Annotated in this window: 16 protein-coding genes; 10 read left to right on the top strand and 6 right to left on the bottom strand. The window is 37.4% G+C overall.

The annotated features are described in order from the left end of the window. Positions 1-102: 102 nt before the first annotated feature. On the bottom strand, positions 103-723 hold the full coding sequence (gene recR, locus WAO84_RS09590; RefSeq protein WP_340065393.1) for a recombination mediator RecR: 621 nt from the start codon (positions 721-723) through the stop codon (positions 103-105). Positions 724-803: 80 nt separating this feature from the next. Here recR and WAO84_RS09585 point away from each other — a divergent pair, with 80 nt between their 5' ends. Further along, the gene (locus WAO84_RS09585) at positions 804-2,261 is read left to right on the top strand and encodes a sodium:solute symporter (RefSeq protein ID WP_340065392.1); all 1,458 of its coding nucleotides are present in this window, start codon (positions 804-806) and stop codon (positions 2,259-2,261) included. Here WAO84_RS09585 and WAO84_RS09580 read toward each other — a convergent pair. Further along, positions 2,238-2,597 carry a CoA-binding protein gene (locus tag WAO84_RS09580; RefSeq protein ID WP_340065390.1) on the bottom strand — a complete coding sequence of 120 codons (360 nt, stop codon included), beginning with the start codon at positions 2,595-2,597 and terminating at the stop codon, positions 2,238-2,240. The two genes, WAO84_RS09585 and WAO84_RS09580, sit on opposite strands and share 24 nt — an antisense overlap. A gap of 118 nt (positions 2,598-2,715) precedes the next feature. Between WAO84_RS09580 and WAO84_RS09575 the strand changes: the two genes are divergently transcribed. The 3 genes from WAO84_RS09575 to WAO84_RS09565 all read left to right on the top strand — a co-directional run bounded on the left by WAO84_RS09575 (position 2,716) and on the right by WAO84_RS09565 (position 6,138). Further along, a complete protein-coding gene (locus WAO84_RS09575; RefSeq protein WP_340065389.1) occupies positions 2,716-5,118 on the top strand; it encodes a TonB-dependent receptor in 2,403 nt (800 codons plus the stop codon). Between the two features lie 140 nt (positions 5,119-5,258). Beyond that, positions 5,259-5,615 (top strand): ArsR/SmtB family transcription factor, encoded by a 357-nt coding sequence (locus WAO84_RS09570; RefSeq protein WP_340065387.1) that lies wholly within the window; start codon positions 5,259-5,261, stop codon positions 5,613-5,615. A 106-nt stretch (positions 5,616-5,721) separates the two neighbouring features. Next, a complete protein-coding gene (locus WAO84_RS09565; protein ID WP_340065385.1) occupies positions 5,722-6,138 on the top strand; it encodes an arsenate reductase ArsC in 417 nt (138 codons plus the stop codon). A gap of 108 nt (positions 6,139-6,246) precedes the next feature. Here the strand turns inward: WAO84_RS09565 and WAO84_RS09560 are convergent, their stop codons facing one another. The 3 genes from WAO84_RS09560 to WAO84_RS09550 all read right to left on the bottom strand — a co-directional run bounded on the left by WAO84_RS09560 (position 6,247) and on the right by WAO84_RS09550 (position 9,405). Beyond that, a complete protein-coding gene (locus WAO84_RS09560; protein WP_340065382.1) occupies positions 6,247-7,254 on the bottom strand; it encodes a 3-oxoacyl-ACP synthase III family protein in 1,008 nt (335 codons plus the stop codon). A 171-nt stretch (positions 7,255-7,425) separates the two neighbouring features. Continuing rightward, positions 7,426-8,733: an ABC1 kinase family protein gene (locus WAO84_RS09555; RefSeq protein WP_340065381.1), complete on the bottom strand. Its 1,308-nt coding sequence runs from the start codon at positions 8,731-8,733 to the stop codon at positions 7,426-7,428. Positions 8,734-8,736: 3 nt separating this feature from the next. After that, positions 8,737-9,405, bottom strand: coding sequence for a TetR/AcrR family transcriptional regulator (locus WAO84_RS09550; protein ID WP_340065379.1), 669 nt, complete (start codon positions 9,403-9,405; stop codon positions 8,737-8,739). A 411-nt stretch (positions 9,406-9,816) separates the two neighbouring features. Between WAO84_RS09550 and htpG the strand changes: the two genes are divergently transcribed. The 3 genes from htpG (at position 9,817) to WAO84_RS09535 (ending at position 14,334) form a co-directional block, all read left to right on the top strand. Further along, the gene (gene htpG / locus WAO84_RS09545; protein WP_340065377.1) at positions 9,817-11,691 is read left to right on the top strand and encodes a molecular chaperone HtpG; all 1,875 of its coding nucleotides are present in this window, start codon (positions 9,817-9,819) and stop codon (positions 11,689-11,691) included. 225 nt (positions 11,692-11,916) lie between these two features. Next, positions 11,917-13,698 (top strand): DUF885 domain-containing protein, encoded by a 1,782-nt coding sequence (locus tag WAO84_RS09540; protein ID WP_340065375.1) that lies wholly within the window; start codon positions 11,917-11,919, stop codon positions 13,696-13,698. A gap of 48 nt (positions 13,699-13,746) precedes the next feature. Further along, entirely contained in the window at positions 13,747-14,334 is a 588-nt protein-coding gene (locus WAO84_RS09535; RefSeq protein WP_340065373.1) for an alpha-ketoglutarate-dependent dioxygenase AlkB family protein, read from the top strand. An 839-nt stretch (positions 14,335-15,173) separates the two neighbouring features. Here the strand turns inward: WAO84_RS09535 and WAO84_RS09530 are convergent. Next, the gene (locus WAO84_RS09530) at positions 15,174-15,944 is read right to left on the bottom strand and encodes a S1/P1 nuclease (RefSeq protein ID WP_340065372.1); all 771 of its coding nucleotides are present in this window, start codon (positions 15,942-15,944) and stop codon (positions 15,174-15,176) included. Between the two features lie 191 nt (positions 15,945-16,135). Between WAO84_RS09530 and WAO84_RS09525 the strand changes: the two genes are divergently transcribed. Genes WAO84_RS09525 through WAO84_RS09515 form a run of 3 tightly spaced genes read left to right on the top strand, consistent with a single transcriptional unit; the run spans position 16,136 to position 18,434 of the window. Continuing rightward, entirely contained in the window at positions 16,136-16,996 is an 861-nt protein-coding gene (locus tag WAO84_RS09525) for an SPFH domain-containing protein (RefSeq protein ID WP_340065371.1), read from the top strand. A 3-nt stretch (positions 16,997-16,999) separates the two neighbouring features. Further along, positions 17,000-17,506, top strand: coding sequence for a hypothetical protein (locus WAO84_RS09520; RefSeq protein WP_340065370.1), 507 nt, complete (start codon positions 17,000-17,002; stop codon positions 17,504-17,506). After that, complete coding sequence (locus WAO84_RS09515) at positions 17,499-18,434, top strand: alpha/beta hydrolase (protein WP_340065369.1); 936 nt, start codon at positions 17,499-17,501, stop codon at positions 18,432-18,434. Before WAO84_RS09520 ends, WAO84_RS09515 begins: the two co-directional genes overlap by 8 nt. Positions 18,435-18,436: the final 2 nt, after the last annotated feature.

Raw genomic sequence — 18,436 nt, 5'->3', positions numbered from 1 at the left:
AAACACTTTATCTTTAGATTTTCTGTAATAAATTTTAATTAAAAAAAGCCCCACAACTTGTGCCTGTTCTACCATTATTTCAACCCCTGCATCAGCTTCTGATCAGGAATTACGAATAGATTTTTCAAATGGTATCCGGTTGGTAATACTTCTTCCAAGAGTGACCTCATCTGCAAACTCAAGCTCATCTCCCACTGCCACCCCACGTGCAAGTGCAGAAACTTCAACCTTATAAGGTTCCAATTGTTTAAAGATGTAAAAATTAGTGGTATCTCCTTCCATTGTCGAACTCAGAGCAAAAATAACTTCTGCAACCTGCTCATTTTTTACTTTATCTATCAAACTTTGAATAGTGAGGTTATGAGGTCCCACCCCTTCCATAGGAGATATTTTACCCCCCAATACGTGATAATGACCCTTGTATTGGGCTGTATTTTCAATTGCCATTACATCTCTTATATCTTCTACAACACAAACAGTAGTTGCATCTCTTTTAGGATTAGCACATATTTCACACACATGCATATCTGAGATATTGTGACAGTTTTCACAGTAGCGTATCTCTGCTCTCAGCACACTAAGTGCCTCCGTAAGCCTTTCCGTTTGCCGGGCTGGTTGCCTTAACAGATGAAGTACCAGACGCAATGCCGTACGCTTTCCAATACCCGGCAACTGCGCCATTTCATCTACCGCTTTTTCCAAAAGTTTTGAGGAAAATTCCATAGTTGCGAATTTACAGTTTTTAGCGGTATCCTGTCATTTTTTTAAAGAGAGTTTGTATTTTGCAGACTAAATCTCATTTTATGCAACCTGTTCATATTCTTCTGCTCATAGCAGCATACTTTGGTTTGCTTATTTTCATCTCCTTTTTAACCGGTAAAGAAGATTCGAATGAAGCCTTTTTTAAAGCAAAAAGACAATCACCATGGTATGTGGTAGCCTTTGGAATGATAGGAGCCTCGCTAAGTGGCGTTACTTTTATATCGGTACCGGGGTGGGTAATTGACTCACAATTTAGTTATATGCAGGTAGTTTTTGGGTATTTTGCAGGCTATCTAGTAATAGCATTTATACTACTACCGCTGTATTACCGGCTTAATGTAACCTCTATTTACGAGTACCTTCAAAGTCGTTTTGGCAACCAAAGCCATAAAACAGGGGCCTTTTTCTTTTTTATCTCACGGGTTCTGGGGGCTTCATTCCGGCTCTTCCTGGTTGCCACCGTATTACAATATTTTGTGTTTAACAGCTGGCAGGTACCTTTCCCGGTTACGGTAATAATCTCTATTCTTCTCATCTGGATATATACCTTTAGAGGAGGGATCAAAACTATTGTCTGGACTGATACGCTGCAAACCCTTTTTATGCTCTCTGCCGTTTTGGTTACCATTTATATCATCATGAATGAGATAAACCTCTCTCTGGCAGATTTCTGGATGAATGAAGAACTTGGTAAATACACTAAGTTATGGGTAACAGATGATTTTAATTCTAGAAATCATCTTATCAAATCTTTTCTGGGGGGTATGTTTGTTACTATTTGTATGACCGGGCTTGACCAGGATATGATGCAGAAAAACTTAACCTGCAGAACAGTAAAAGACGCTCAAAAAAATATGATCTCTCTAAGTGTGATCCTCATTGTTGTAAATTTTGTATTTATGGTATTGGGCGCCTTATTATTTGTTTATGCAGACCAAACAGGTATTGAAATACCAAAACTGGACGGAAGCGTGAAAACCGATCTGATGTTTCCTGAAATTGCACTCAATCAGGAACTCGGTGCCGGGTTAGGCATTGTTTTTATTCTGGGCCTCATTGCGGCTGCCTACAGTAGTGCCGACAGTGCTCTAACCTCATTAACCACCTCCTACTGTATTGATTTTATGGATATTGAAAACAAAGATCCCTCAAAACAAAAGTCGCTTCGTAAAAAAGTACACATAGGAATGAGTGTGTTACTTATTGTGGTTATCATTGTTTTTAACTATGTGCTTGAGAGAAATGTTATTGACGGACTCCTCACTGTAGCTTCTTACACCTACGGCCCGTTACTGGGATTATTCTCTTTTGGCATCTTCACCAAATACGCAGTTAAGGACCAATGGGTGCCCTTTGTGGCCGTGCTATCGGCTACGTTAACCGGCCTCGTAGGATACATTCCCAATACATGGCTGGGAGGTTATGAAATAGGGTACGAATTATTAATTCTGAACGGATTATTAACATTTACGGGCTTAATACTGATTCGTAGAAAGTAAAACCAAATTACAGGCCACACTTACGGTAATGCCATTTTCCTGAAGTATCTCATAAAACTCAGGGTTCTCTGTTCCAGGATTAAAAATAACTCTGCGGGGTGCCAGAGAACATATATATTCATAATACTGTTTTTGACGAAACGGGTTTAGATATAAAGTTACGGTATCTACATTAGAATAGGGTACCATGGAAGTATCTATGGATACTCCATCGACCTCACCTTCTTTCAGACCCAAAGCAACAACCTCTTCTCCATAACGCAGTAAACGGCCTATAATAAGGTTTGAATAACGTTCACGATTTAAAGAAGCACCGAGTACTAGTGTTTTAGCCATTTGTTAAATTGTGTTAAAGTGTATTTTAATTTGTAACATGTTTTAACATTTGTCGTCAAGTTATAAAATATCTGACAATAGCCAGGTATTCATCATCAATCAAAAAACAACCCTACCAATGAAAAAACTTATGACCCTTTGGGCATTAGTGCTTTGTTATGCACTAAATGCTCAAACAGCACCAGAAAAAGCACCTGCCATAGGCTCTGTTTCCGGTAAAGTAATAGACAAAATACTTCAACAACCCATACCGTATGCCACCATCATTGTCAAATCTTCAGAGGGAGAAATGATAACAGGTGGGATCACTTCTGAAAACGGCTCTTTTGAGGTTAAAAAACTTCCCGAGGGAAGAATGCTTTTTCAAATTCAGTTTGTTGGTTATAAAACCTATTCCAGAGATATTGAAATAAGTCGTCAAAACCGAAAATTAGAACTGGGAACTATTGCTCTGGAGGAAGAAGTAGCCGAACTGGAAGGCGTAGATGTAGTAGCCGAACGATCTACAATAGAACAGAAAATAGACCGGAAGGTCATAAACGTAGGGAAAGACCTTACTACGGTGGGAGCCACTGCTGCCGATATTATGAACAACATCCCTTCTGTAAACATTGACCAGCAAACCGGAAATATTACACTTCGCGGAAATGCCAATGTACGTGTAATGGTAGATGGGAAACTCACCAATATCCCCATCGCTCAACTGTTACAACAAATACCTTCAACTTCTATAAAAAGTATTGAGCTTATTACTAACCCCTCTGCCAAGTACAATCCTGAAGGTATGAGCGGTATTATCAATATCGTTTTACATAAAAATGCCAATATTGGTTTTAACGGAAACCTGAATATGGGGCTTACACATGGCATAGAAGCAAAGTTTAATACTTCTTTAGATCTCAATTACAGAAATGGCAAATTCAATATCTACGGAAACTATGGTACGAACATTGGTAAATACATAAATGACGGGCGTATTTTTCGGGTAGATGAAAACTCTGAACAGTTCTTTGATTTTAACAACAATAATAAATCACATCTCTTTAAAGGCGGTTTTGATTTCTATATTAATGAAAAGAACACGTTCTCCTTTTTTACCAATCAAAACCTTTTTAACGGCAAAGGACTGGGAATAACTGATATTGTATATTACAATGGTGATTTTCCCGATGAGATACAGTTCTTTAATAATATTAATGACAATCACAGCCAACAGTATAATCTGGATTACAAACGTGACTTTGCCAAAGAAGGCCACAATATTGAACTGGAAATAGACCATAACCGATTTGAAAGTGATGAGGACGCCAACTTTGATTTTGAAGGAGGTACCGGTATTATCCCTGATTATATGGATTTCGTAGATATCGAAAGAGATCAAACCTTTATTAATCTGGACTATGTAAATCCGCTAAGCGAAAAATCTAAGCTGGAATTAGGTGCTGAAGCCCGATTTTTTAATACAGATATTGATTACCAGTCTACCGGACTCACTTTTAATGCCAACGGAAACTTAAGACCCACACCCAGTACCAACTTTATTTATGAAATGGATATTTATTCTGCCTATGCAACTTTCGGACAGAACTTCGAAAAATGGTCGTACCAGATAGGAGCCCGTTTTGAAGATGTTTCTGTAAAGGCAGATACCAATACCGTTAGGGCCTTTACAGATAAATACACACAAATTTACCCTTCTGCTTTCATTGTTTACAGACCCGGAGAAAAGAACCAGTACCAATTGAGTGTAAGCAGAAGAGTGGACCGGCCCGGACTGGAACAGGTAAACCCCATTAGAGAATGGGCCACCCCACTCATTTCTTCTTTTGGTAACCCTTCACTTTTACCTCAGTTCACTAATTCTGCTGAGTTTAATTACACCAGAAGATTAAAAAATGGAAGCATTACAGCAGGGGTATTCTACAGAAAAATCGAAGATGAGATCAACCGGGCAGTCTATATTGATGAACTGGATGAAAATAAACTTATTCTCACTTTTGATAATTTTGACAACAACTCCTCTTTTGGTTTTGAAATGTCAAGTAACTACAGGCCCACAAAATGGTGGAACTTCAATGCCAGCTTCGACCTTTTCTCTCAGAAACAAAGAGGTTTTGTAGGTACAGATGAGGTAGAAGTAACCAATACAGCATGGAACGCCCGTATGAACAACAATCTTATAGCCACAAAAAACCTTACCTTTTCAATATTCGGTTTCTACCGGGGTAAAAACAAAACCCTACAGTTTGATGTAGAACCTATGTATTTCATTAATGCAGGAGCGAGATATTCCTTCGCTCAGAAAAAAGGTACGATAAGCCTTAATTTCAATGATGTTTTCAATACTATGCAGTTTGCGTTTGACGGACGCCTGCCTTTTAGACAAACCGGAGATTTTAACTGGGAAAGCAATACCGTTTTTGTGGGACTCTCTTATAGATTTGGAAGTGGTAAAAACAGAGCCTTGAGAAGAAAAAACAGGGACGACAATACAAAACAGGGAAGCGGTGGTATCCTGTAAAGATTTAATAACTACACAATTTTTATAGTTGATGGTTAGTGTTTAATTGTTAGTTATTAAAAAACCCGGAAGTGTAAAAGCTTTCGGGTTATTTTTTATTAAATTTATTTATCGTAATATTGCAATGTATTAATTAACAAATGGGAGTTACTAAAACAGATATTTATACCAAACAACAAAATGAGCTGGCGAATCTGGCCAAAGTTCTTGCGCATCCTGCACGAATTGCCATACTTCAGCACATTATAAATACAGATGCCTGTATTTGTGGCGACCTTGTGAATGAGATAGGACTGGCACAGCCTACCATCTCACAACATCTTAAGGAGCTTAAAAAAGAAAATTATATTCAGGGTACTATTGAAGGTACCAGCGTATGTTATTGTATCAATCCGGAAAAATGGCTTCATGTTAAAAACCTTTTTTCCGTTTTTTTTCAATCTTATCAAAACTCCGGTGCCACCTGTACACCATTAACCATTAAAAACGAATTATAAAAATACAGATGTTTTCTCCGGGATACCTTTTATAACATAGTGAACTTTAAAAACGTCTGGTTATAAAGAAAAAATCATATGCCATTAATTTTTTATTGCAATTCTTATGAAAAAAAACATTCTTGTACTTTGTACAGGTAATTCCTGCCGGAGCCAAATGGCTCATGGCTACCTTAATCATTTTGGAGAAGGCCGTATCAATGTGTATAGTGCAGGGGTTGAAAAGCACGGTTTAAACCCTTTTGCAGTAGGCATAATGGCCGAAGATGGTATTGATATATCCCATCACACCTCTGTTCATGTAGATGATTATGCACATATCAAATTTGATTATATTTTAACGGTTTGTGATCACGCTAAAGAAAGCTGCCCTATATACATTTCAGAAGCACAAAAATTTCATCACAATTTCTCAGATCCTACTAAATTGTCAGGATCTGCTTCCGAACTGGTGCAGGCATTTAGAAGCACACGTGACAACATTAAACAATGGTGCTCTGACTTTATTAGCGATCACGTTTAACGAAAAAGCCTGCTGAGCAGGCTTTTTTTAATTCGATATCCGAATTAGGTGATTTCTTCTGATAAACTTCAAAAGAATATGGTAATGGTTAATTAGTTACTTTTTAAATTACCATTTAATTATGACGCTACCCCAGGTAAAGCCACTTCCAAAAGCAGCCAGCACCACGGTATCTCCTTCTTTGATCTTACCTTGCTCCCAGGCTTCTGTAAGTGCTATGGGAATGGAGGCTGCAGTTGTGTTACCATAAGACATGATATTGTTATATACCTTATCATCAGGCAGAGCAAACTTTTTCTGAATAAACTGCGATATTCTTAAATTCGCCTGATGAGGGATCAGCATATCAATGGCCTCAGGTGTAAGCCCATTAGCCTGTAACCCTTCCATAATCACCTCGCTAAAACGCACTACAGCATTTTTAAATACAAACTGCCCGTTCATATAAGGGGTGTACGAAACGTCATCCGGATCATTATCACGTAATATATCGGTTACCCAGCGTTTACCCATACCCGGAGCTATTACGGCAAGCTCTTCGGCATGTTCACCTTCTGAGTGTAAATGGGTAGAAAGAATACCTTTCTCTTTATTTTCTTCACGAGTAAGTACTGCTGCACCTGCTCCATCTCCAAAAATTACAGAAACCGATCTTCCCCGAGTAGTCATATCCAGTCCGGCAGAATGCAGCTCAGAACCAATTACCAGGACATTTTTGTACATCCCGGTCTTAATAAATTGGTCTGCTACCGAAACTGCATAAACAAACCCGGAGCATTGGTTACGCACATCCAGTGCCCCTACAGTATCAATACCCAGTTCACGCTGTACCAAAACGCCCGGCCCGGGAAAATAATAATCAGGACTTAATGTAGCAAAAACAATGAAGTCTATTTCATTTTTATCAATACCCGCCCGTTCTATAGCAATTTTAGCAGCCTTTACCCCCATACTGGTGGTAGTATCTGTTCCCGGAATAACATGTCTTCTCTCTTTGATACCTGTACGCTCCTGTATCCATTCATCACTTGTATCCATGATCGTGGACAGGTCATCATTGGTCACTACGTTTTCAGGCACAAAATATCCCAGACCCGCAATTCTTGAATTGTACATATTTTATTTTTATGTGAATTTGTGAATTACAAAAATTAAATCTACGAATAAATTAAAAATTGGCTGCGCAATTTACTGATTATTGAGATATCTTTAATACATTCTGGTTCAGAAATATATATGGAAGATAAAAAAACGCGCTGATGGCGCGTTTTCTAAGAGGAACTCTCATTATGAAAGATATTTTTCAAAGTTATTTACCGTTACTTTCGCTTTGAGGTCACAAAGGAGATTATAGAGCCCGAAAAAAGTACGGTTCATATATAAAAAGTGTTTAGAACCTCTGCTACCGTTCATTTTTCTGATTTTGGGATCTTTTGAATAGCGCTCACTCAATGATGCAATGCTATTCCAGAAACGCTGGTTACCAAAATCAAATTCTTTTTCATTAAAAGGAGCGGTAAACACACTCAACATCTCCCGGAACAACTCCGTAAAAAATTTCACTTCTTCAGGAGAATCTGAGGGAAGGAGAATTTCGAGTTCATACATTTTTTGTTTGAAGATGGCTTCATTTTCAAAATTTTCTCTTTTTGCCATCTCAAAATATGGAATGTAGAATGAATCCGGTATATGCTTAATACACCCAAAATCAATAGCTACCAATTGTCTTTCATGCACAAGGAAATTACCGGGATGCGGATCTGCATGTACTTTTCGAAGTTGGTGAATTTGAAACATATAGAAATCCCAGAGTGATTGCCCGAGAAGATTGCCCAGAGTACGGTCAAAATCACCTGCCGTAAATTCACTGAGATGCTCCCCCTTCATCCAATCCATAGTAATTATTCGCTCGTTAGACCACTGCTCATAATATTCAGGAAAAACGATATTGGGTATATTTTTACAGGCCGTTGTTATCTCTTTACTTTGAGACAGCTCCAGGGCATAATTGGTTTCTTCCAGCAACTTGTTTTCTATCTCTTTAAAATATTTATCTGAATCCTGACTTTGGAGATTAAACATTCTCACCGCAATGGGTTTTACCAGGGACAAATCACTTTTAATACTATCGGCAACCCCGGGGTATTGTATTTTAACAGCCAGTGATCTTCCCTCTTTTACTGCTTTGTGCACCTGGCCAATACTGGCAGCATTTACCGAGTTGGGCGTAAAAGAGTCGAAAACCTCTTCGGGATAAGCATTAAAATATTTTTTAAAAGTTTTTCTAACTAATGGAGCGGAAAGCGGAGGAACTGAAAACTGCGAGAGTGAAAATTTTTCAACATAGGCTCTGGGAAGCATGTTTTTCTCCATACTAAGCATTTGAGCCACTTTAAGAGCACTTCCTTTTAAGCTCTTTAAGCCGTCATAAATATCTTCTGCATTCTCTTCATTGAGCTTATCTTTAGTAAGTTCAGGGTTTATAAGCTTTTCTCCATAATATTTGAGGTAGTTACCGCCTATTTTAACGCCTGTCTGTACCAGCTTTCCGGCACGCTCTATTTTTCCTACCGGAATTTTATCTAGTGTTTTCAAAGGCTAAGAGACAAATTTTTCTTTCCAAATAAATTTTCCAAAATCAAGAACACTATCCAAAGGTGTGTTATCTAAAACATCAAAAACCGTATTAACTGATTTTTCTATGGCCACATCTGTCTTTTCAAAACCAGGTGAATCATCATCCATCCAGAATTTGAGAAGAAACATAAAATGAAGCCATGCCCCCTCAGAAAAAAGACGAGTAGGCTTCTTCAAAATTTTAAGTGTCTTTTCCTCATTTTCACTTTCTGATATATCTTTAGTAAAATCCTTAAAATGTTGTCGTAACGGTTTAAGTTGATTCAGGTTATCCGGTATGCGTTGATGCGACTTTAATGTAAACAACACATAACTTCGGTTTAACGTTAGCAATTCGAAAAAAGTAAAAAAGAAGGCAAGCATCTTATCTCGTCCGGAAGAACTCATAAAACCGGAGTCTTTTTCAAGTAATTGTATTGTATTTTCGAAAAAGGTAGTCCAAACTCTTTTTTTCAAGGCATCAAAAGAGCCAAAATGCATATAAAACTGCTTTTCATCAATTTTAACGTCTTTACAAAAACGATAAACAGAAACAGGCTCTTTATCATGCTCCAGTACATACTCCATGTATGCCGTTAGTATATCAAAATCCTTTATCTCTTTTTCTTTTTTGGTCTTTGTCGCTGCCATCTCCATGTATTTGTGTCAAATTTACAAAATGTTTTACTTTTATTAAAAAAAATTAAACAAATCTTAAAAGTTGAGTTTTAACAAGTCTGTAAAAGAAAGAAAGCGCACTAACCAAGTGCGCTTTCCAAACAACCTAACCAATAAATAAACAAACCAATTATAGGATTTTTAAAACTTTTTCTTTTTCACAGCAGTTTAATCCCTTTGATTATTTAAAACGATTCAAAATTACGAAACGTTTAAATATAATCAAAATTGGTTAAACGTTTTTTGTGTTAAATTTTTCAAAAAGTTTATTATGGGAAGAGAAACTATTACAAAATGACAGTTTGTCAGGACTTATAATTATGGTATTCTTTTTGTCAACTTAGTTGTAAAAATACGTATTAATAACTAAATAAATTACAAAAAATGACAACTGGCAATATTAATGTATCTGTTGACAATATTTTTCCTCTTATAAAAAAATTCCTCTATAGTGATCATGAAATTTTCTTAAGAGAGCTTATTTCAAATGCTACAGATGCCACCCTTAAATTAAAACACCTTACCAGTATTGGAGAGGCTAAGGTAGAATACGGCAGTCCTGTTATTGAAGTAAAAATAGACAAAGAAGGTAAAAAACTTCATATTATCGACCAGGGTATTGGTATGACGGCCGATGAAGTGAAAAAGTATATTAATGAAGTAGCCTTCTCAGGAGCTGAAGAATTTGTTGAAAAATATAAAGATACTGCTAAAGATGCAGGTATTATAGGTCATTTCGGGCTTGGATTCTATTCGGCTTTTATGGTGGCTGACAAAGTGGAGATCATTACAAAATCTTACCTTGACACTCCTGCAGCCCACTGGACTTGTGACGGAAGCCCGCAATTTACAATGGAAGAAAATGAACGGCAGGAAAGGGGTACTGAAATTATCTTACATATTGCAGAAGACAGTACAGAGTTCTTAGAAGAAAATCGAATTAATGAACTTTTAGTAAAATACAATAAGTTCATGCCGGTACCAATCAAGTTTGGAACCCGCCAGGAAACACTTGAAAAAGAAGAAGGCGAAGAAAAAGCTAAAACTATTGAAGTTGACAACATTATTAATAATCCTGAACCGGCCTGGACCAAACAACCTTCAGAACTTTCCAGTGAAGATTACAGCGCTTTTTACAGAGAGTTGTATCCTATGCAGTTTGAAGAGCCCCTTTTTAATATTCACCTTAATGTAGATTATCCATTTAACCTTACAGGTATTCTTTATTTCCCAAAACTCTCAAACGATCTCAATCTTCAAAAGGACCGAATTCAGCTTTATCAGAACCAGGTATTTGTTACTGATAATGTAGAAGGTATTGTACCGGAATTCCTTACCATGCTAAGAGGTGTTATTGATTCTCCCGATATCCCTTTGAACGTCTCCAGATCTTATCTGCAGGCAGACGGAAACGTAAAAAAGATTGCCAGCTATATTACCCGTAAAGTAGCCGATAAACTTAATTCCCTTTTTAAAGACAATAGGGAAGATTTTGAGAAAAAATGGAACGATATCAAAATCGTTATTGAATACGGTATGCTTTCAGACGATAAATTTTTTGAAAAAGCCGGGAATTTTGCACTGTATCCAACGGTAGATGACACTTATTACACCTTTGATGAGTTGCAGGAAAAAATTAAAGACCAGCAAACCGATAAAGATGATAAACTGATTATTCTTTATGCAAGTAATAAGGATGACCAACACAGCTACATAGAAGAGGCGAAGACAAAAGGATATGAAGTGTTGTTACTAGACTCCCCCATTGTATCACATTTAATACAAAAACTGGAAACCAGTAATGAAAAGGTATCTTTTGCCAGAGTTGATGCAGATGCTATAGACAAGCTCATCAAAAAAGAGGAAGATACTATTTCCAAACTTTCTGAAGAAGAGCAGGAAAAACTGGGAACTTTGCTTAAAGATGTGATCTCTTCGGAAAAATACACGGTACAACTGGAGTCCCGCGATAGTAATGCAGCACCTTTTATCATAACTGTTCCTGAGTTTATGAGACGTATGAAAGAGATGAGTGCTTCCGGAGGAGGGATGTTTGGCATGGGTAATATGCCGGAAATATATAACCTGATAGTGAATACCAATCATGAGCTCACGGGTAAGATCCTTGAATCCAAAACACGCCCAAAGCAGGAGCGGCTTATTAATCAGGCATTAGATCTGGCTAGGTTATCTCAGGGATTGCTTAAAGGTGAAGAACTCACTCGTTTTGTAAAACGGAGTTTTGAAATGATTAAGTAATACTTATCAATACACTAAACTATTAACATCCGTTTTTTCCTTTTCAGAAGAAACGGATGTTGTTTTTAAAATACTCCCAATTTATAAGTTATAAGATTAACAGTTTAACGAATACATTATCACTTATACCTGTTTAGCTCCTCATTAATAAATAATATTTTTATATTTGAAATGCCTAATTTCTGCTGTACTTTACCTTATAAAGTCTTCAAAATAACTGCATAAATGAATAAGTTTCTAGTTTTCCTGGCCCTTGGGTTTTTGGCAATTGCCTGTAAAAAAGAAAAAGAAGTAAAAGATGAGGTTCTTTTACCACCTATTGATAAAGTCTTCGAGTCGTATTATCAAAAAAAGCTGGTGCTAAATCCACTACAGGCTACTTTTTCAGGAGATAATCGGTATAACGATCAACTGGCTATAGATATATCGCAGGAGTTTAAAACCAAAGAGTGGGTTCTTAATATGCGCTATAAGGATACACTTGATATGTACGACAGCTCCGGCCTTACGGAAGAAGAGCAATTAAGCAGAGATATCCTGAAATGGGAAATTGAGCAGTCTTTAAAACTACTAGAGTTTGAAGCAGAGCTGATACCTGTTAATCAGTTGTTTTCACTACCGCTAACTATAGGGCAATTAGGCAGTGGAAGCGGCGCCCAACCTTTCAAAACCGCAAAAGATTATGACAACTGGCTTGCGCGACTTGACAGGTTCACGGTCTGGTGCGATACAGCGGTTGCCAATATGCGAAGAGGTATAAAAAAAGGGTATGTACTGCCAAAATCACTCATTAAGAAAGTAATACCACAATTGGAAAGTCTTACCGCCGGTGAAGTGGAAAAAAATATTTTTTTCACCCCTGTTACCAATATGCCTGAAAGCCTTACAGAGCGGGAAAAGAAGCAGATACGGGAAAGTTATACTGCCGCTCTGGAGCTTAAGGTTCTTCCTAAACTCAATACGTTACTGGAGTTTATAAAAACGGATTACATGGAGGCCGGAAGAACATCTTCAGGAGTAGATGAACTTCCCAATGGTGAAGCCCTCTACAAACAGTTAATAGAATACTTTACTACTACTACCATGACCGCTGATGAGATTCATGAACTGGGTCTTCGGGAAGTTGACAGAATTACCCGTGAGATGGAAAAAGTGAAAGAAGAAGTTGGTTTTACAGGTTCTCTCAAAGAGTTTTTTGAAGAAGTGAGGACTAAAAAAGAGCTAATGCCCTTTAAAAAGCCTGAACAGGTACTTGAGCATTTTCACGAAATTCACGAGAGAATAAAGCCCAATTTGGAAAAGCTTTTTGATATGACTCCCAAAACCGCTTTTGAAATACGGCGTACTGAAGCTTTTAGAGAGGCATCTGCTTCAGCACAGTACAATCCAGGTTCTTTAGACGGTTCGCGACCCGGTATTTTCTATGTTCCCATTCCTGATGCTACAGCGTATAATATATATTCAGATGAAGATCTTTTTCTTCATGAGGCCATACCTGGGCACCATTATCAAGTATCACTTCAGCAGGAAAATGAAAGTTTGCCAGAGTTTAGAAAAACACTGTGGTACAGTGCCTATGGAGAAGGCTGGGCATTGTACACAGAATCTTTAGGAAAAGAACTGGGGCTATATAAAGATCCTTACCAGTATTTTGGTATGCTTAGTGCTGAAATGCACAGAGCCATTCGTCTGGTAGTAGATACCGGGCTGCATGCTAAGGGCTGGACCCGTGAACAGGCCATTGAGTATTCTCTGGATCACGAAGCAGAAAGCAAAGCCGGGATCATTTCCGAAGTAGAAAGATATATGGCCATTCCCGGACAGGCACTTTCCTATAAGATAGGCCAAATCAAAATACAAGAGCTAAGAGCCCGTGCCGAAAAAGAATTGGGAGCCAGTTTCGATATACGACAGTTTCACAATGAAGTACTTCGATATGGCTGTCTGCCCTTAAAACTTCTGGAAGAAAAAGTAAATACCTGGATAAGTACTCAAAAAAACAGTTGATTTTGATTTGGCAAATACTTGCTGTTACACCGGGAAAGCTTCTTGTAAATGAAACCTATTGCACCTGTTTTACCGGATGCCCATATCATATACTACCCTTCTTTTTTTACTGATCAGGAGGCGGAAGGTTTTTATGAGCGACTTTTGAAAAATACCCCCTGGCAGCAGGACACCATTACTCTTTTTGGAAAAACGCATTTACAACCCAGGCTTACCGCACTGTACGCATCAAATAACAATACGTATTCGTATTCTGGTATTACTATGTATCCTTTACCTTTTACCGCAGACTTACAAAAAATAAAAAAAAGAGTAGAGGTTATTACTGAAAAAGAAGTTTTTACTACCTGCCTTTTAAACCTCTACAGAGATGGAAAAGACAGTAATGGCTGGCATTCGGATAATGAAAAAGAACTGGGGAAAAACCCTGTAATTGCTTCCGTTAGTTTTGGTGCATCCCGTTGGTTCCATTTAAAACATCGCAAACGGAAGGAGTTGAAGCATAAAATATATCTGGAACACGGAAGCGTTTTAATAATGAAAGGCTCCACACAGGATTATTGGTTACACCAGGTTCCAAAAACCCAAAAAACAGTGACCCCCAGAATCAACCTCACCTTCAGAATTATAAAATGAAAATGCCTCCGGTGTACCAGAGGCATTTTTCACTAATTAACCAAAAACTCAAATTATGAAAAAAAAACTAAATTCAATATTTTTCTTTACGTGCTATGATAAAGAACACAGCAGAGGCAAACAGTATATACACAAAAGCCCATTCTTTTTGCTGAGCTTTTATAAGCACTAAAGCGATCACTATAAACATGAGATAGGAAGAGAACAAAATGATGCTCCTAAAAATACCGATGAGTAACAAAAATCCTAATACAATTTCTACAAACGGGATTATCAAAAGTATCTTATGGAACTTGCTTGTTATACTTATCTCAAATGTCTGTAACAGTACAAGCATTCTATTTGTATAAGAAAGTAATTCAAAAGCATTTTTTGTACCGTGTACCACTAAAAAAAGACCTAACGCAAATCTCACAAGAGTTTGTAAACTCACCCGGCTCCTCTTCATCCCCTTTCCGTAATTACGCACTACAAATATATTATGCCCGCATAATAATAAATGTTAAACCACCCCTACCTTTTTTACCATTCATCGATATTAAGAACCCGTTACACAAAGGGTTTTTAATACTCTATTCATTTATTAAATCCTGTTAAAAAGCTTCCTTTTTTGCTGTGTTTTTATCATTTTTTTACAAACATGATATGTAGAGTACGCCCTGTTAAAGTGCATTAATGTTAAAAAATGAGTTTCCCTGAGAGGAAAACCGTCATTTTTGAGGTATTAAAGGCCATAATTATGAAAAGGCTTCCGCTAATTAGTGAGCCCTTTCAATACTATTACATACCAAAACTACATTTGTAATGGTACAAATGTAGTTTTGGTATCCTGGCAGTTTTTAAAAAATGGCATTTAAAACTTTTGCCAAACGCAAGCCTCCTTTTTGAAGTTGTTTTTTTACAGTGCCGAAATGATCGTACATATAACGATACCCTAATTTCTCACCCGTTTTAGCTGAGGCATATACAGTTTTTGCTATTTGCTGCGACTCGTAAACCCAGTCCATGAGGTTCCCTTTTTCAAGTTCTTTTTTTTGAGCACGGGTGAGAACCGGCAGGTTTTCGGTGAGTTCGGTGTAACTCATACCATATTGATTAATCATATCACTGTCCCATACCCTGTGAAGATTACTTCCTTTTCCAAACCATTGCACTTGTATGTCGTTACCACCCCGGTCTTCTCCACGTCCTACATGAAGAGGTTGGTGCAGATCTCCTATAAAATGAATGAGCAGCATGAGATAAAACGTTTTATCTTCTTTTGAAGAACTTTCACTTTTTAAAACAGAAATACATTTTTCTATACCCATAATTAAATCACCATACGGGCTGGGCTCCTGATCTTTATACTTACTGTCAAAAGGAAAATTTACATAGTGCCAGGGGCTAAACCCCTTAAAACGTTCGTCACTTTTGATCTCATCTGCGTAATTAGCCACCAATGCCAGGCTTTTTCCTCCTAAAAGTTGCTTTATTTTTCTCTTGGTTTTTCCATCTAAATGTTGACTGGCTACCTCTCCTACTATTCTATGACCGGTTTGCCCCCAATACAAACTGCCTGCATACCCGATATGACAGGCCAGCAATACAATAACATAAAAAAGTCTCATGATTATTTTTTTTCAAAAATAAGTCAGTCAACCCAGGTTCCTGTTAAAAAAAGGAAAAATTTTCCATATACCTTATACAGATGCTTTAGGCACAACTATGCTCTCACAGATTAAAAATAAAAACTTGTAAATAAAAAATAAAAATAATATATTTACGATATCAAAATAATATCATATTAAATTTTCTTCTTATGAGTAATGAAAAACCTATTATCCCGTCCAGCGGTTATACCGTTCTTTTTATTTTTATTCTTCTTTTTTTAGGTGGTATTACCGGCTTAGCACTTGTAAAGAGTCCGTTCTTCTTACTAATTGTGTTTACATCGTTATTTTTTCTACCCGGTTTTGTGTTGGTAAACCCAAATGGCTCCCGTGTATTATTACTATTTGGCAAATACGTGGGCACCATAAAAACGAATGGTTTTTACTGGGTGAATCCTTTATACACCAAGAAGAAAATATCTCTAAGGGCCAGCAATTTTGACAGTGAACGCTTAAAGGTGAATGATAAAATAGGAAATCCTATCATGATAAGTACGATTTTGGTATGGAGGGTTTTAGATACGTATAAAGCTGCTTTTGATGTGGATAACTATGAAAATTTTGTGAGGGTACAAACAGATGCAGCGGTGAGGAAACTGGCGAGCATGTATCCTTATGACAACTTTGCAGATGAAGGGCATAAAGAAGAGATCACTCTTCGTTCCAGCTTAAATGAAGTAAGTGATGCGCTTGAAAAAGAAGTACAGGAACGCCTTTCTATGGCTGGTATTGAGGTGCTGGAAGCCCGTATAGGGTATTTGGCGTATGCCCAGGAAATTGCCAACGCTATGCTAAAACGCCAGCAGGCAACTGCCATTGTAGCAGCACGCCATAAAATAGTAGAAGGTGCCGTAAGTATGGTAGAAATGGCCCTTGACGAACTGGGCAAAAAGGATGTAGTGAAATTTGATGAAGAAAGAAAAGCAGCTATGGTGAGTAATCTTATGGTGATACTTTGCGGTGACAAAGATGCTTCGCCTATTGTGAATACCGGAACTCTTCACCATTAAATCATGAGAGTTTTTACAGAAACCCAAAAACTGCCTAAATGGGCCTATGCAATTACAGTAACTTCTGCAGTTGTAGTTTTTTTTGTTCTTTTTTCAGCTTATCAACAGGCAGAAAGTACTGCTGAAAAAAACCGGTTATTATGGGTGGGCACACTTGCTTTTATTCTGGTAACGGGTGCTTTTATCCTGGTATTGCGAATGTATCAATATGTAAGGATCGATATACATGGATTACATTATAAATATCCGCCTTTTCAAATAAAAGAAAAAAGTATTCCCATGAAAAGTATTACCGGTTATCGAATACGCCCTATTCGTTTTCCGTATTATGGATATCGTATCGGTTTTTGGAATATTCTTGGCCTTACACCTTCTATAAGCGTGGTAGGTACTTCAAAAGTAGTGGAGATATCATATAAAAACCATAAACCAATACTGGTAGGCACACGAAAGCCGGAAGAATTACTAAAAAGTCTTGACTATCAACAAAAACTATTTGAAAGTGAATAAATTATTTTTTTTACTGTTTTTAGTACCTGTTCCCGTTGTAACAGCTCAACAGATCATTTGGGAAGAAGTGCAGTTGAATAACAAAGAGATTATAATATCAGGCACGGTAAGTTATCCGGATACCGCTGAGGCACCTCCTTTAGTGGTAATTGTAAATGGTTCCGGAAACCCTGATCGCAATGGTAATCAGGAAAAACTGGGGGTAATACCCAACCATATGAAAATGCTGTCAGACAGCCTTAACACATATGGCATAGCGGTATATCGATATGATAAACGCAACGCCAACCCTGATAATATACCTTCTTTACTTTCTAATGGATTTTCTTTTGACCATCTGGTAGAAGATGTGAAAATAATTATTGAACATTTTGCGAAGAGCGGGCGTTTTAAAGAAATTATTCTGTTGGGCCATAGTCAGGGATCTTTAGTATCTATGCTCGCCATTAATGAAAATGTTTCCCGTTTTATATCGCTGGCCGGTGCATCAAAAACTTTTGAAGAGACCTTGATCGCCCAGTTAAATGCCCAAAATGAAGAACTGGGAAGAGTGGCTAGCCTTCATATGAAAGAACTTAGAGAAACTGACACCATACAAGAGGTAAATATATTCCTGGCCAGTATTTTTAAACCCATAAACTATAAATTTATTAAAAACTATAATAGTTATGACCCCGTGGAAATAATGCATACACTTACGCTACCAGTACTTATTGTGAACGGAGACCAGGACCTGCAAATAACCCCTGAAGATGCTGCGAATCTGCACTCTGCAAATCCCAATGCAAAATTGACCATTATTAAAGGAATGAACCACGTACTCAAACAGGTAAAAGATGTAAATGAGAACAGAGCTTCTTATCACAGCAATACTTTTCCTTTGTCTCCTGAGTTGATAAAAGTTTTGACAGATTATATAAAAGAATAACT

This window comes from Ascidiimonas aurantiaca (assembly GCF_037646345.1).
Taxonomy (GTDB): domain Bacteria; phylum Bacteroidota; class Bacteroidia; order Flavobacteriales; family Flavobacteriaceae; genus Ascidiimonas; species Ascidiimonas aurantiaca.
The sequence above is the reverse complement of the archived record's forward strand: the minus strand, read 5'-3'. Positions and strand labels throughout refer to the sequence as shown.